Consider the following 15,773-nt stretch of genomic DNA (forward strand, 5'->3'; position numbering starts at 1 on the left):
CCCAATAAGATCCGGAGATCTTATATTTAAAGTATAACTGGTCAAGCTGTTTTTTTAAATAGGAATGGGTTGGCTTATTAAGTATGCTTTAATTACATAAACAAGGACCTTGACTAATCGTAGGAAATGGAGCGCGATTTTCTAAAAAAATTAGAGGCCGTATCGAAGAACAAGACACGAAAACCAACGCAGAAGTAATTTCTTCTTTACGGCATTTATACCCCTTAAGTAGCCTATTAGCGCTCTGTAGAATGCCAAGGTCTACGTACTATCACGCATTGTGGCGCAAACGTCAGCCTGATAAATACGCCAAGTTAAAAGAATTCATAAAAAAGGAGTTTAAGAATTCTTTTGAGACTTATGGCTATCGTCGAATTGCTAGTCAAGCCCGACGGGCTGGCTTTAAGTGTTCACCGAACACAATCAATCGTTTAATGGGCGACCTCGGATTGACAGTTACAGTCTACTCGCGACATATTAGTGGATATCACTCATACAAGGGGAATACAGGTACGATTGTCGATAACGTACTTAAACAAAAATTCGATGCGACTGAACCTTATACGGTTCTCCATACTGACGTGACGCAGGTAAAATTAGCTAATAATCAATGGGGATATATTTCGGCAGTAATCGATGAAGCTAGTAGTGAAGTTATCTCCCTTAATGTGTCCAATCACGCCAATAAGCAGCAATTAGCGACCACATTGAATGATCTTCAAGCTAAGATTCCTAAGGAATCAACACCAATTTTACATTCTGATCAAGGTTGGCAATATCAACTATCGTACTATCATCAAACGTTACATAAAATGGGAATTATACCTAGCATGTCTCGTAAGGGAAACTGCCATGATAACGCACCCATTGAAAGTTTCTTCAATTTACTGAAAAGAGAACGATTAAATCGATCCAAGATTGAAGACTTGGACAATCTTGAAGAAATAACTAGTCAGTATGTAAGATGGTTCAACGAAGAACGAATCTCACTAAACAAAAATGGCTTAACTCCGATTGAATATCGGAATCAAGCCATAGTTTAAACCTTTTTAAAATGTCTAACTTTTTTGTGGCACTTCAAATTTCATTTTCTTGAAATTTATCGTTACTTTTTTGCTTTCATCCAAATTCTTCCTACACGCAGTAACCATCAGGACTGAGACCCATTATTCATGGATCTCAGTTACTGTTGGTCTCGCGGGGGTGAGACGACAAAAGCATCTCCGTATGCTTTTTGTCCCACTCCCTGTCCCACTCCCACTTCCACCTTTTATTTTAAGATTACTTTGCTTTCTTTTGCTTATTTGGATTACGTCTAAAGATACTCCCCAACAATTCATACAAATGATTGTCGTAAGTCAATCTCATTAACGCTGGTAAAACAATTGGTAATGCAAGGCTCAAGAAGATGAAGCCAAAGATAACTGCCATACCAACTTGAATCATTGTTAATTGTTCTGAGAACATCAATCCAGCCATGACTACTATCATGATGAAAATTGAGAACCCAATCAAGATTCCCCTCATCGCTAACGCAAATTGCATTTTGAGTGTCTGTTCTTGCTTATCATCAGTAACAGCTTCACTCAGAATATACATAGCGTAACTTGCACCAAACGCAAAGATTAGAACTAAGGCCAGAAAGGCAGCATTAGCCGTTAGCGCGTTTTGATGAAGAACTTTAAGACTCATCCACTTAGTAAATCCAAGCGACATAAGATAGGTCACAAAGAGCATTGCAGACGTGTATAGTGACTTCAACAGTGATTTAGAAACGAACAGCATAATCAATGCCAATCCAGCAATCACAATTGCGGCTAATTTCAAGAAGTTTGGCTTTGCAAGAATTCGTTGATCTTGGAGTTGTGAAGTTTGCCCCTTTACTGCAATCGTCGAATTTTCCAAACTGGTACCTTCAAGAACAATCTTAGTATCGTTATTTAGCTCAGTAGCGTACTTAAGCGCCTTAGTCTTGTTAGGATCATTTTTCAAAACAATACTAATTTCTGCTGTTTTCTTATTTCCAGACAAGAATGCCTTGATAGCATCTTGGAATGTTGAACTCTTCAAGATCTCATCAGGAACATAGAACGTATCTCCTGCGGATGACTTGGCGAGATCCTTTAAGAAATCGTTAGATGAATTTATTGACTGAACGTTAGTCCCAATCTGGTTACTTGCGCTGAAAATTGATGACTGAATTGAATCAAGTTCAGTCTTAAACGACTCGGCAGCTGATGAAATTCTAGTAGTTCTCTTTCCAATCCCTTCAAGGGCATTGTTCATTCGGTTTTGAATCTGGCGGTCTGACATTGATTGTCTAATCGCTTGGGCAACGATTGCTCGTTGTGTTCTAGTCATCCGTTTGCGACCTGATGATCGTAACTGTTGTTGCAATCGTTCAACAATCTGACTTGGTGTTTCAGTAACCCCGTTTTGCTCGTTCAAACTTTGAATCCGGGAAACTGCTTCGCTGATTGTGGTTGCGTTCTTCGAGTTTCGATTCAAAGGTTTAGTATCGATTTTTGTTTTCTTAAGATTCTTTGCAATATCTTTTAGCGAATTATTAGCGCTATCGAGGTTACCATTGATAATTCCCATTTGTTGTCTCATGTACAACTGTTCAAGTGGTTGGCCCTGAGGCTGAGTAACCGATGTAACGTACTTAACCCGGTTGTCTTGTTGCAATTGATTAGTAATTCTATCAATTTCCTTCAAATCCGCATCGTTATCTAACTTATGATCTGCCTTGATGTACAAGGTAACCGGCTCCGAGATTCCCTTGGCAAAGTGGTCTTTTATTACTTCATAACCCTGTTTTGCTGGTACTTTTGATGAAACTTCACGAGTACCATCGTAGCTAACGGCTCCTTGACTGGCCCATACAAATGGCACAGCAATTAGGATAAACAACAGCAAAAACAAAATTGGAAACTTCATTGACCAGCCTGATAAACGAGTCCATGAACGGCTAAAGCCAGCTGGTTGCATGTTCTTAGATGGCAAGAATACCTTTTCGCCTAACGCAAATGCAAAGAATGGAGTAAACGTGAACATGATCAAGAGAAGAATGACGATTCCAATCCCAACTCCAGCCAGTGAACTAAAAATCGAGTATTTCAAAAGACCCATTAGGCCAAAGACGGCTGCTAGTCCCAGTCCAGAAATTAAAATTGGTTTGGCACTTGCCCTTCTGGCAGCAAGTCCCGCCTCCGCAATATCATCACCATCATTAAAACGCTGTTTTAGAGCATTGAAGAACAGGACGTGATAGTCGGTCCCCAAAATTAAAATTACTGCTAACAACACTACCTGAGTATAAGGAGAAACGGGTAGGTCAAAGCGACTAACTAGGTTCCCGATTGCTGAAACCGATAGGAAGTAGGCTACCAGCGTTCCCAAAAGGGAAATAAATGGCAGGATCAATGATCTGAAGGCGAAAATCAGAGCTAGCAAAATAGCCACTGAAGCAGCAATCAAAGCAATGAATATCCCGTGATTTAGTTTGCTATTTGCATGTGATTGAATGATGTCATAACTGGTAACGTAAGTTTTGACTTTATCACTCTTGGTGTACTGCTGGAGTTTCTTCTCCATTGTTTTAAGACTATCGGTCTTATCAATACTTAATGGCAAAATCTGTGACGTTCCGTCCTTTGACACTAACTGTTCTTGAGCAGCTTGTGACTGAAGTGGCGTTACCATATCATTGATATGTAGCTGTTTCTTTTTTAGTTCTAGCTTGGTGATAATGTTGTAAACCTTGCTGATCTGTTCTGAACTAAACTTTTTCTTTCCTGAATTGAAGACAACATAAACTTGTCTAGAGTTAGGGTGATCCTTCTTAAACTCTTGACCAATTGTATTTGCTACCTGACTCTGCATTGAACTGGGAATATATGCACTCCCATTATCAGTGACTAGCTTAGAAAAATTAGGCATATATACCACGCCAACGACTATTAAAATTAGCCAGGCAACAATAACCCCTATGTATCTTTTGAAGTACTTATTCATGTCATTTCTCCTCATTCTTACCAGCAACACTGGCCGGAAAATAAAAAATAAAAGCCAATCCCTGTTAGCGATTGGCAAATCAAAACCGACAAGTGTTCCCACAAGTCTAGATTATGTTAGTGTTAATGGATTAACCGCATCTTTATTCATTTTAAATTTAGAAGTCCACAAAACCCCTAATATAAATGTAAACTATACTCATTTAGATTATAGTTGACCTAGCTGATAAGTCAATGACACATTGGCGGTTATAATGAAGAAAATGCTAATTAAATACTACTTTCTCTCTTAATAAATTTATTTGAAACAATTACTTTTTCTGTTGAATTTTTGTTATCCTCAAAGCCACTCTTCATAAGGTTTACAGCAACTTCCCCCATTCGTTCGGTATCAACCTTTACTGAGCTAAGGGCAGGAATTACATACTTTGCAACTGAGGTGTCATTAAAGCTAACGATGCTAACGTCACTGGGAACGCCTAGCTTTATCTCGTTAAGTGCTTTTAACACTCCCACTGCCATGGCATCGTTGGAAACAAACAGTGCATCTGGAAACCCTGATCCTAGTTTTTCAGTTGCATTCAAAATCAAATGATATGCGTCTTCCACAGAATAATCAGACACAAAAACGTTACGGTCATCATACATATCCCGTTTGCTAAGGAAGTCCTTAAAAACAGCTAACCGGGGATCCAAGATTTCAGTGTTGCCATCGCTGGTTACCTCCTTACCTGTAACCATTCCGATCTTTTTATGCCCGGATTTTATAAAGTCTGATAAAACAATTTTTGTTGAATTTTCAAAGTCAGTAACCACACAATCATACCCAATTGGTAACGTGTCAAAATCAACGAAGATCAAATTATCGGTTATCTTATTCATTGTCGCAATTTGCTGGTCGCTAAACTTACCAATGGCAATAATCGCCTTTACGTCCTGAATCTTCTCGAGTGATTCATTCTCAAACACTCGTTTGACCTTATACCCTAACTTCTCAGCCTGCTTTTCGACGCCCATTCTAATTGAAAGATAATAAAGATCCTCTAATTCCTTGGTTTCTGAGTACCATTGAACAATTCCAATCGTATCCTTTGAACCAGTAGCCTTATTTTTCTTCGCATAGGACAATGATTCAGCAACTTGGAAAATTTTCTTTCTGGTTGAATCACTCACAGACAACGTCTTGTCATAATTTAGGACCCGGGAAACGGTGGTGATTGATACCCCAGCCTTTTGAGCGATATCTTTAATCGTTGCCAAACTAGTCCCTCCTTTTTAAATAAAATATTTTACTAAAACAAATATATTTTGTTTACCCTATTAAGTCAAGCTTTAACTACCATATAAGGATTTATAACAAGTAAAACATTGACGATTAGCAAGTAAATTTCTATAATTGAACTAACTTAGCTAGGAGGAGGAAGCATAGTGACTGACACAGCTGAAACAACCTATAATGAATGGTTAGCTCAACCAAGCTTACCAGAGACCATTACCACCGAATTACAATCAATAAAGGGTGATACCGACAAAATTGAAGACGCATTCTCAACGTTCCTTTCCTTCGGGACTGCCGGAATGAGAGGCCTTCTTGGTGCTGGTACCAACCGGATGAATATTTATACTGTTCGCCAAGCGGCCGAAGGACTCGCCGCATTCATGGACACTCTTGATGCTGACACCAAGGGACGCGGAGTAGCCATCAGTTTTGACTCTCGTTACCAGTCAAAAGAATTTGCCCACGAATCCGCCAAGGTTCTTGGTGCCCACGGAATCAAATCATTTGTTTTTGATGACATGCGGCCAACCCCTGAACTTTCTTTCGCAGTTCGTCATCTTCACACATACGCCGGAATCATGATTACGGCTAGCCATAATCCAAAACAATACAACGGATTTAAAATCTACGGCGAAGACGGTGGTCAAATGCCACCAAAGGAATCTGATTTAATTACTTCATACATCAGAAAGGCAGCCGACTTATTCGCAATCAAGACTGCCCCAGAAGGCAAATTGCGCGAAGATAAAATCATGAATCTTATTGGTGAGGATGTCGATGCAGACTATCTTGCCAAGGTTAAAACTGTCAATATCGATAAGGAACTGGTCAAAAACGAAGGTAAGTCATTAAAGTTCGTTTATTCTCCTCTTCACGGAACTGGTAAAGTCATCGCTCGTCGAGCCTTGGAAGAAGCCGGATTTAGTCAGTACGAAGTGGTTAAGGCGCAAACAATTGCCGATCCTGAATTTCCAACCACCCCATTTCCTAACCCTGAGTTCCCCCAGGCATTCGACTTGGCCATGGAACAAGGAAAGAAAATTGGTGCTGATCTGTTAGTTGCAACTGACCCAGATGCCGATCGACTCGGAGCTGCAGTTCGTCAACCAGACGGTTCTTACCAATTACTTTCAGGTAACCAAATTGCTAGTGTCCTCTTGAACTACATTTTGGCTGCTAAACAAAAAGCTGGTGAATTACCAAAGGACGGTCGGATCGTTAAATCAATCGTTTCAACTGAATTGGCTGCAAAAATTGCCGCTTCGTATAACGTTGAAACCATGAACGTATTGACTGGTTTCAAATTTATCGCTGAAGAAATTCACAAGTATGAAACTAACCATGATCACACATTCCTATTTGGTTTTGAAGAGAGTTTTGGCTACTTAGTAAAGCCATTCGTTCGCGATAAGGATGCTGTTCAAACTGTTCTGTTACTCGCTGAGGTTGCGGCTTACTACAAGAGTCAGGGTAAGACCCTCTACGATGGCGTTCAAGAAATGTACCAGAAGTATGGATACTTCGCTGAAAAGACAATCGCAAAGGAATTTGATGGTCTTGACGGTAAGGACAAGATGGCTCACATCATGAACGAATTACGGACCAACCCATTGACTGAACTAAATGGCCATAAAGTTGTTCGCCACGCTGACTACCAATCTTCAGTAGAAACGGATGCTAATGGTAACGAAACTAAGATTGACCTACCTCAATCAAATGTTTTGAAGTACTGGTTGGACGATGATACTTGGTTGGCAGTTCGCCCTTCAGGGACTGAACCTAAGATCAAATTCTACCTTGGCCTAGTAGATAAATCAGATGAAGCTGTAAATTCAAAGCTTGATTCTGCGGTATCTGAATTGGATAAACTAATCGATAATTTAATTGCAGGATAAAAAATAAAAATTTTCATTAGATAAATTAGTCACAGTTGTAGTAACCTTGAAAAGGTGCAACTGTGACTTTTTTTATGCCCGTATTTAACCCGGTGCATAATATCAAAACACAATAATGATCTATCATTAAAAATATTCTTAAGGAGTTGATTTCTTGAACAACAAAATCTCGACCAAAACGTACCTTGCCCTTCTGTCAGCTGCTCTTCTATCCTTCACCGGAATCCTGACGGAAACATCCATGAATGTTACCTACCCCGAACTTTCGCAACAATTCCACGTTTCACTGGATATCATTCAATGGATTACTACCGGCTATTTATTAATGGTGACCATCGTCATGGCAACAACCGCGTATTTACTCAAACGCTTCCTTGCCCGGTCGATTCATGCATTCGCAGCAACTACATTTATAATCGGTGATATTTTATGTGCAATCTCACCATCTTTCCCAATTCTACTAATTGGTCGTTTGATTCAGGCGATTGCTACTGGTTTGTCCACCCCAATAATGTTCCAATTGATCTTCGCTAAAATTCCAAGAGCTAAGCTTGGGACTATGACTGGGGTTGCCGGAATGGTAATTTCATTTGCACCAGCCCTAGGTCCGACTTACGGTGGGATAATTTCTTCCACAATGTCGTGGCGGATGATTTTCTGGTTAGTTATTCCAATCGTCTTGATCAGTCTGGTTCTCGGTCATTTCAACATTGATATGGAAAATGCCGGTATCAATAAATCGTTTGATATTCTTAGCTTATTACTGCTAGCAATTACATTTACTGGCCTAGTCCTCGGGGTTAGCTGGTCAGGCTCAAAGGGAATATTCAACGGCCAAGTCATCGGTGCATTTATCATCGCCATTCTTGCTCTGATTGGATTTCTCTACTCAAACAACCACGGTAACTCTCAGTTATTTGACCTTACGATTTTCAAATTCAGGCCCGTTTGGTTAGGACTAATCAACTATTTCTTTCTTCAATTCATTAATATCGGGATTTCATTTTTGATCCCGGTCTACGCCCAGTACGTTCTTCATGCAAACGCCTTAGTAGCTGGGTTAGTCTTACTTCCAGGTTCCCTTGTCGGAGCATTTACCGCCCCATTTGCTGGAAAATTAGCGGATAACAAGGGTTATGCTGTTCCAATCATTCTTGGTGATATTTCAATAACCCTTGGAGCACTGCTTTTCTTTAGCATTCAAAACTGGCTTACTAGTCTGTTAGTAACGCTAGTCTATGTTTTACTTAGATTTGGTTTTAACCTTTCATTCTCAAATAACATCGGAATGGCATCAACGCAAGTGCCACCACAGAACAGTGCTGACGTTAATTCAGTATTTAACATGATGCAACAATATGCCGGCTCAATTGGGGTTGGAATCATGGCAGCAATCGTTGCTGGTGCTCAAAACATGGGTACTGGCTCACTAGCAACTAGGACTTATAACGGTGGTCAAATTGGATTTGCCGTTCTGACAATTCTGGGGGTTATTGGACTGGTAGCCGCAATTCTAAACTTTAACTATCAAAAGAGAAATCAGCAGATTTAAAAAACAACTCAGAATTAAATAACCAGCAAAGCCAAGGTAGGGCTAATTTCATTTTTTCGAAATTAGCCCTACCTTGTTGCTTTGACTCAAATATTTGCTACCCATTAAATCATTTTTGCTCACCAGTTCCTTTCTTTTTACCTTTTAATTTTTCATGGTAATATGAAGTCGAATCCGATTTCATACATAATTTAAGGAGGCTTGAGCATGACTCAAAAGAAAGTTGATATCATTGTTATTGGTGCTGGCCCTGGTGGTTTGGCCGCTGCCCATGGCTTAAATTCTTCAAAATCAGTTCTGGTCGTCGAAAATGATTTGTGGGGTGGCACTTGTCCTAATCGTGGTTGTGATCCTAAGAAAATGCTTTATAGTATCATCCATACCAAAAAACAGGGTGAATTTTTAAAAAACGCCGGTTTAATATGCAATCCTGGGATCAACTGGGAAGAGATGATGGCATTCAAATCTGACTATACCAGTAAGATTCCCACCGGAACTCTCAACGGCTTAAACCGCTCGAATATCACCACAGAACACGGTAGTCCTAAATTTATCTCTGAAAACGAAATTGAAGTTAACGACACAATTTATGAAGCTGATAAATTCATCATCGCAACTGGCTTAAAACCCGTAATCCCAGATATTCCAGGAGCTGAGTTACTCCAAACAAGTACCGACTTTCTTCAATTGCCAAGTTTGCCAAAGAACATTGCCTTTATTGGTGGCGGATTTGTCTCAATCGAATTAGCAAATATCGCTAATGAATCCGGCGCTAAAGTTCACATCATTCAGCATAACGACCGTGTTTTAAAAGAATTTCCAAAGGAGTTTGCCAATAAAATCGTCGAAATGATGAAAGCTAATGGCGTTGAGTTCCACTTTGACACCGAAGTGAGCGAAGTTAAAAATAGCGTTGATAAAACATATAAAGTTATCGGTAGCAACGGTCTATCGTTAAACGTCAACGCCGTCTTCTCCGCAATGGGCCGGCGACCAGACTTACAATCTCTCAACCTTGAAATGGCAGATGTTGAATCTGATAATCGGGGCATCATCGTTAATGATCACCTTCAAACGACTAACCCAATTATTTATGCGGTCGGTGATGTCATCAAAAAAACACAACCAAAGTTAACTCCAGTTGCGTCATTTGAAGGCCGTTATGTGGCAAGTGATATTTTAAATTCCGATAATGATAAAATTCAATATCCGTCAGTTCCTGAAGTTGTCTATTCAACCTCCGAATTAGCACAGGTGGGAATCAGAGTGGCAGATGCCGAACAACAACCAGATAAATATCAAATTAAAAATTTTGATGTTGGTAACTGGTACACATTCAACAGAATTAAGGATCCAAATGCGTACGTCCAAACGATTATTGATAAAAGTAACAACCAAATCGTAGGAGCAACAGTCGTTTCAATGCTAGCTGATGAACTAATCAACTACTTTGCAATTGCAATTGATAATCATCAAAGTGCCGGAACGATTTCCAACATGATTACCGCCTACCCAACCCCCGCTTCAGACATGCAGTATTACCTTTAATAAACTACCTCATTTTCTCGTTAAAGTCCTTCATGAATTGTAGAAGGACTTTTTCTGTTAGGATTTTTTTAGTTCCGTTGTTCATTTTCACAGCAACGCTATCAGTTTGCCCGAGTAATTTAAAAACATCACTGATTGTATCGTCAATTCCAACTTCCGGTAGTGATTCATCGGTAACCGTTTCATCGGTTAAGAATCCTAGATAGTCCAGCCGGTTAAGATAGACACCGTAAACATCATTGGTCAGAATTTTGGCAAACATCTGGTGAACAAAATCATTTGCTGGATGAGTCAGGATTTCGTTACCAGTCCCAATTTGTTCAATTTTTCCTTGGCGCATGACCGCAATTCGATCACCTAATTTTAGGGCTTCATCCATATCATGAGTAACAAAAATAATCGTTGTCTTTGTTTTTTCATGAAGCTCTGCTACTAAGCTCTGGAGTTGATTTCTTGAAATGGGATCAAGAGCACTAAAAGGCTCATCCATCAAAATAATTGCTGGGTCAGACGCAAATGCCCGTAGGATTCCTATCCGTTGTTGCTCACCACCCGATAGCTCCGTTGGCATTCGGTGACGGTATTCCGACGGATCCAGCCCAACCGACCGCAATGAATCAGTAACTATTTTTTGAATTTGATTCTTTGGCATTTTTTTCAACTCGGGGATAACTGCAATATTTTCTTCAACGGTCATGTTTGGAAAGAGGGCAATGCTTTGCAAAACGTAGCCCATTTGAAACCGCAAATCCCGAATATCAGCATTCTTGATGGCATTTCCACGAAACAATATCTCCCCTTCACTGGGCTCAACCAATCGATTGATCATCCGCAAAGTAGTTGTCTTGCCACTCCCCGATGCTCCGACTAGGACGAATAATTCCCCCTTGGCAACGGAGAAGGAAATATCATCGACGGCGACCGTTTCATTATCGGCAAACCTTTTGGTGACATTTTTAAATTGTAAAATCGAGTCCCCCATTAGTCTGCACCTCCAATCAAATGATGAATTTTCAAATAATTTCGAGCTACTGACGCAGCTGACTTTTTATTGACGTTTACTTCATAATTCATCTTCTGCATCTGAGTCTCCGTAATCTTGCCAGCAAGTTTATTCAGCTGTTTGACAATTTCGGGATTTTTCTTTGCAAATGAGGTCTTCATCAAAGGCGCTCCCTGATAAGTTGGGAAGAGATTTTTGTCATCCCGCAGTGCCACCAATTTGTATTTTTGAATCTGAAAGTCAGTTGAGTACCCATCAGCAATGTTGATTTTGCCATCCCGCAGTGCCTCGTACCGCAAGTCAGGATCCATTGATTGGGTTTTAAAATTCAGCCCGTATAACTTTTTGATTCCTCTAAACCCGTCGTTTCGATCTAAGAACTCAAGGTCAAACCCACCGTGAAGTTTGTTTTCAACTCGGCGTAAATCAGAAATTGTTTTGATGTTGTACTTCTTCGCAAATGCCTGCTTAACCACTAAGGCATATGTGTTGTTATATTTCATTGGTTTAAGAAAGCTCATTTTAGCCTGATCACTAATGGACTTTTTGGCAAGCTGGTACGTTGCTGCTGGGGTGGTGACGTTGATTTGACTCTTTGGGAGTTTGACCAAACTCTGAATCACGGTTCCGGAAAACTCGGGATAGATTTGAATTTGATTTGTTTTCAATGCATTGAATAAGAAACTTGTTTGGCCGAAGTTTGACTTAAGAACCACTTTTGCCCTTGGATTTTCTTCGTGAATCAGCTGTTTATACATATTAATTAAAATATCGGGCTCTGATCCCATCTTACCAGCAATTGTAATGGTTTCCGCCGGGGCAACTACTTTGGGGTAAACCGTGGTACCAACAACTCCAAAAAACAGAACTGCCAATGTGATCAATGAATAGCGCACCCTTACTTTTTGAAGAACTGAAATCAGCAAACTAAACAAGACTGCCAGGACAGCAGCGGCTATCGCCCCAATCAACGTGATTGAATTGTCATTGCGACTAATTCCTAGCAAGATAAACGTCCCCAAACCACCAGAACCAATCAGTGCTGCTAAAGTAGCCGTCCCAATGATCATCACCATTGCCTGCCGAATTCCCGTCATGATAACGGGCATCGCAATTGGAATTTCAACCCGACTGAGTTTTTGCCACTTTGTCATTCCAAACGCATCGGCTGCTTCTTCAACTTGAGGATCAATTGAATGAATCCCAACGTATGTATTTTGAAAAATTGGCAAAATCGCATAAATAACTAACGCAATAACTGCTGGAACCTCACCAATCCCAACGATTGGAATCAATAGCCCAAGGACAGCCAACGATGGAATCGTCTGAAACACCCCTGCAATTTGAGACAAGACAGTAGCTAACTTTGGTTTCCGCTGTGAATAAAACGCTAGGGGAATTGCAATTACCATCGCAATGACTAACGCCCAAATTGAAATTTCAATATGCTGAAAAATTGCAGTCAGCAAGTCGCTCCGTTTAGCTGCTAAAGTCGATAAGAATTCCGTCATGTCAGTCCTCCTTAGTGATGATATCATTGGCAAATATAGCACTTAAATAAAAAAGTGTAAATCAATTTGCGATAATTAAATTGTGGACAACAAAAGCGAGCTCACCAATGAACTCGCTCCCGTTAGGCTAAACTTCACCTAAATTATTAAAGTACTCTACCGAAATATCGTCATCGTCAATCAATAGTTTAGTAACACTACCATTAGCGGTTGCTTCCCCAACATCTAACTTTGGCGCATACCGATCAACAATCGAGCGAATTGTCATTCCGTGGGATACAATCAAAATTGTATCGCCATCCTTGGTATTCTGCCGAATTTTCTCAAATCCGTAGTTTAGCCGTTCCCAAAACATTGCGTTGTTTTCAGCGTTATTGTATAAGTCCGCCCGTTGAATCAGGTCCCGTGCTCGTTCCAAACCAAAGTCATTCAAAACTTCTTTTTCGGTTGTCTTTTGGACCTGGACCCCAACAAATTGCCACATCTGACTTAAATCACTACCCTCAAAGTAGCCGTGAAATTGCTCACGTAACTCTGGATACTGGTAGCTAACGATGTTCATATTATGGGGATTTGCCTTCAAAATCAGCTTGGCCGTATCGATTGCCCGGCCAGAATCGCTACTAAACGAAGCGGTAAAATCGATGTTCTTCAATCTTTCCCCCGCACCCTTGGCGTCAGCGATTCCTTTTTCGGTAAGTGGTGAGTCAATCCAACCCTGAACCCGATTGTAAAGGTTAAGGTAGGTTTGGCCGTGACGAACTAAATATGCTGTAACTGCCATCAACGATCATCTCATTTCTTCGATTTGTTAATTCCATTATAACGTAGTATTTGCCAAACGAAGAATGGGAAGGTTATGATTATTTGCTATGTTTAATTTTTCCATAATACATAAAGAAACACAAAAAGAGCTGCAACATGCAGCCCCTCTATATTAAGTAAATTTGAAAAATAAGCAAAACATGATTTAGCTCATTCGATATCAGTATCCATAAAGTAATCATTGAAAAGCAATTTATATGGAACGTAGTGGACATAGATTAAAATCAAGTAGTCATTTTTACCAATCCATATGGAACGCAGTGGGCATAGATTTAAGCCTTTTAAAGAACAAAAGTCTTAAATACTAGCCTTATCCTAAGTGGTAAACCACTAAGGATAATTTCACTGCTGATATGGATTGCTTTTAATGACTACTTGGCGACATAGTTTTTGCTTTCATCGAAAAACATGCAAAATAATACGCATCTGGACTGAGGACCCTTACCTATCCCTGAGTTACTGTTGGCCCTTTGTCGTCCCACCGTCATTTAATCGCTGATATGGGTTGCTTCTTTAATGACTACTTGATGTAAAAGTCATTCGGCACTCTACTATCCATGTGGATACTGGTGACCAATTTCATAAACCATTTCTGGTTCCTGACTAATTCTCACATTCTTATTCATTCCATCCAACTGCTCCATTTCAGCAGCAGTTAACTCGAAATCAAAAATGTTTGCATTCTCAACAATCCGAGTTTCATGAACTGACTTCGGAATAAAAGTGATGCCCCGTTGCAGATGCCATCTCAAAATAACTTGAGCTGGTGACTTTTGGTGGGCGTCCGCAACCTTCTTCAATGTTTCATCATCAAAGATTCGGCCACGGCCCAATGGTGCCCAAGCTTGAGTCACAATATTATTTTCCTTATTAAAGTTGATCATCGACTCCTGAGAAAGGTACGGATGAGTTTCAATTTGGTCAACAACTGGCATTTCATTTGCCTTAGTCTTCAAATACTCAAGGTGAATCATGCCATAGTTGCTGGCTCCAATTGACTTAACCAAGCCTTGTTCCTTGAGCTTTTCAAACGCCCGCCAAGTTTCAAAAAAGTGTTGGTGGATTGGCCAATGAACCAATAATAAATCAACGTAATCCATTTGAAGTTTCTTCAGTGATTCCTCAAATGAGGACATAACTCCATCATAGCCTTGGTTTTCCTCAGCAATCTTTGTCGTGACGAATAAATCCTCACGCTTAGCATCAAGTTGCTTGATTGCTTTACCAACCGCTGCCTCATTCTTATACATTTGGGCAGTATCAAACAATCGGTATCCCGCATTGTACGCTGCATGGACGGAATCAACAAGTTGTTGTTCATCCGTCATTTTGTATACTCCTAGTCCTTCAATTGGCATCGAATTACCATCCGCTAATTGAATTCTGGAATTAATATTCAAGTCAGTCATCAATATCCTCCTGTTATTAAATAGTTTTCAAAACTTTTGCTGGGTTACCGCCAATGACAACATTATCGCCAAACGATTTAGTAACAACAGCACCTGCAGCAATTGTAACATTATTACCAATGGTAACTCCCGGAACAATTACTGCTGAACCGCCTATCCATACGTTATCCCCAATTGTTACTGGTTTAGGATACTCATAATCTTGACTTCTTTCAACTGGATCTAACGGATGATTAACTGAATAAATATGGGTTCCTGGCCCAAACATACAATTATCACCAATCGTTATTTTACCAACATCAATAAAAACACAACCATAGTTAGCGAAAAAGTTTTCCCCAACAGAAATTGTGTAACCATAGTCACAGCGAAAATCCGGTTGAATATCAACTTTGGCTCCAGTCTTAGCAAAAATCTGTTTAATTATTTCTGCCGATGCCTCTGGATTATCCTTAGCAACTTGATTGAATTCATTAACCAACTTCCGATTCTTTTTCCGATCATCAGCTAATTCCGAATCCGTGTTTAAATAACGCTCGTTATTTAACATTTTTTCCTTTTCAGTTTTGATTAACACCATCTCCCAACAATAGTTTATCTAATTAAACAAAGAGGCCGGGACATAAGTCCCGCCAATAAATAAACTGGATCATATTTTTCATGACTTTTTGAAAAATATGATCCAGTTTTTCTTTTATCAGTAAAAAATAAGAAAAATTAGCCATCATCAAGGCC

Annotated in this window: 11 protein-coding genes; 4 read left to right on the plus strand and 7 right to left on the minus strand. The window is 39.9% G+C overall.

Going from position 1 to position 15,773, the window contains the following annotated elements; all coding sequences use genetic code 11:
* Positions 1-149: 149 nt before the first annotated feature.
* Positions 150-1,043, plus strand: coding sequence for an IS3 family transposase (locus QOW94_RS10180; RefSeq protein ID WP_283680346.1), 894 nt, complete (start codon positions 150-152; stop codon positions 1,041-1,043).
* 238 nt (positions 1,044-1,281) lie between these two features.
* On the opposite strand, the gene QOW94_RS10185 is transcribed toward QOW94_RS10180, so the two are convergent.
* Together QOW94_RS10185 and QOW94_RS10190 are read right to left on the minus strand one after the other, a co-directional pair.
* Positions 1,282-4,017 (minus strand): MMPL family transporter, encoded by a 2,736-nt coding sequence (locus tag QOW94_RS10185; RefSeq protein ID WP_283680334.1) that lies wholly within the window; start codon positions 4,015-4,017, stop codon positions 1,282-1,284.
* A 269-nt stretch (positions 4,018-4,286) separates the two neighbouring features.
* The gene (locus QOW94_RS10190) at positions 4,287-5,276 is read right to left on the minus strand and encodes a LacI family DNA-binding transcriptional regulator (protein WP_283680335.1); all 990 of its coding nucleotides are present in this window, start codon (positions 5,274-5,276) and stop codon (positions 4,287-4,289) included.
* Positions 5,277-5,444: 168 nt separating this feature from the next.
* Between QOW94_RS10190 and QOW94_RS10195 the strand changes: the two genes are divergently transcribed.
* From QOW94_RS10195 to QOW94_RS10205, 3 genes are all read left to right on the plus strand, one after another.
* The gene (locus QOW94_RS10195; RefSeq protein ID WP_283680336.1) at positions 5,445-7,190 is read left to right on the plus strand and encodes a phospho-sugar mutase; all 1,746 of its coding nucleotides are present in this window, start codon (positions 5,445-5,447) and stop codon (positions 7,188-7,190) included.
* A gap of 154 nt (positions 7,191-7,344) precedes the next feature.
* Entirely contained in the window at positions 7,345-8,742 is a 1,398-nt protein-coding gene (locus tag QOW94_RS10200) for a DHA2 family efflux MFS transporter permease subunit (RefSeq protein WP_283680338.1), read from the plus strand.
* A 207-nt stretch (positions 8,743-8,949) separates the two neighbouring features.
* Positions 8,950-10,290, plus strand: coding sequence for a dihydrolipoyl dehydrogenase family protein (locus QOW94_RS10205; protein WP_283680339.1), 1,341 nt, complete (start codon positions 8,950-8,952; stop codon positions 10,288-10,290).
* Between the two features lie 4 nt (positions 10,291-10,294).
* Here QOW94_RS10205 and QOW94_RS10210 read toward each other — a convergent pair whose 3' ends face one another.
* The 5 genes from QOW94_RS10210 to QOW94_RS10230 form a co-directional block, all read right to left on the minus strand.
* Complete coding sequence (locus QOW94_RS10210; RefSeq protein WP_283680340.1) at positions 10,295-11,272, minus strand: ABC transporter ATP-binding protein; 978 nt, start codon at positions 11,270-11,272, stop codon at positions 10,295-10,297.
* Complete coding sequence (locus tag QOW94_RS10215; RefSeq protein WP_283680341.1) at positions 11,272-12,804, minus strand: ABC transporter permease/substrate-binding protein; 1,533 nt, start codon at positions 12,802-12,804, stop codon at positions 11,272-11,274. Before QOW94_RS10215 ends, QOW94_RS10210 begins: the two co-directional genes overlap by 1 nt.
* A gap of 127 nt (positions 12,805-12,931) precedes the next feature.
* On the minus strand, positions 12,932-13,588 hold the full coding sequence (locus QOW94_RS10220) for a histidine phosphatase family protein (RefSeq protein WP_502867270.1): 657 nt from the start codon (positions 13,586-13,588) through the stop codon (positions 12,932-12,934).
* A 592-nt stretch (positions 13,589-14,180) separates the two neighbouring features.
* Complete coding sequence (locus QOW94_RS10225) at positions 14,181-15,038, minus strand: aldo/keto reductase (protein ID WP_283680344.1); 858 nt, start codon at positions 15,036-15,038, stop codon at positions 14,181-14,183.
* A gap of 16 nt (positions 15,039-15,054) precedes the next feature.
* On the minus strand, positions 15,055-15,588 hold the full coding sequence (locus tag QOW94_RS10230) for a sugar O-acetyltransferase (protein ID WP_283680345.1): 534 nt from the start codon (positions 15,586-15,588) through the stop codon (positions 15,055-15,057).
* Positions 15,589-15,773 lie beyond the last annotated feature (185 nt).

This window comes from Lentilactobacillus sp. Marseille-Q4993 (assembly GCF_951230165.1).
GTDB lineage: Bacteria > Bacillota > Bacilli > Lactobacillales > Lactobacillaceae > Lentilactobacillus.

Excerpts from the sequence above, each read along its gene's own strand:
- QOW94_RS10185 (WP_283680334.1), bottom strand. The coding sequence starts at position 4,017 with ATGAATAAGTACTTCAAAAGATACATAGGGGTTATTGTTGCCTGGCTA.
- QOW94_RS10205 (WP_283680339.1), top strand. The coding sequence starts at position 8,950 with ATGACTCAAAAGAAAGTTGATATCATTGTTATTGGTGCTGGCCCTGGT.
- QOW94_RS10210 (WP_283680340.1), bottom strand. The coding sequence starts at position 11,272 with ATGGGGGACTCGATTTTACAATTTAAAAATGTCACCAAAAGGTTTGCC.
- QOW94_RS10215 (WP_283680341.1), bottom strand. The coding sequence starts at position 12,804 with ATGACGGAATTCTTATCGACTTTAGCAGCTAAACGGAGCGACTTGCTG.
- QOW94_RS10220 (WP_502867270.1), bottom strand. The coding sequence starts at position 13,588 with ATGGCAGTTACAGCATATTTAGTTCGTCACGGCCAAACCTACCTTAAC.
- QOW94_RS10225 (WP_283680344.1), bottom strand. The coding sequence starts at position 15,038 with ATGACTGACTTGAATATTAATTCCAGAATTCAATTAGCGGATGGTAAT.
- QOW94_RS10230 (WP_283680345.1), bottom strand. The coding sequence starts at position 15,588 with ATGTTAAATAACGAGCGTTATTTAAACACGGATTCGGAATTAGCTGAT.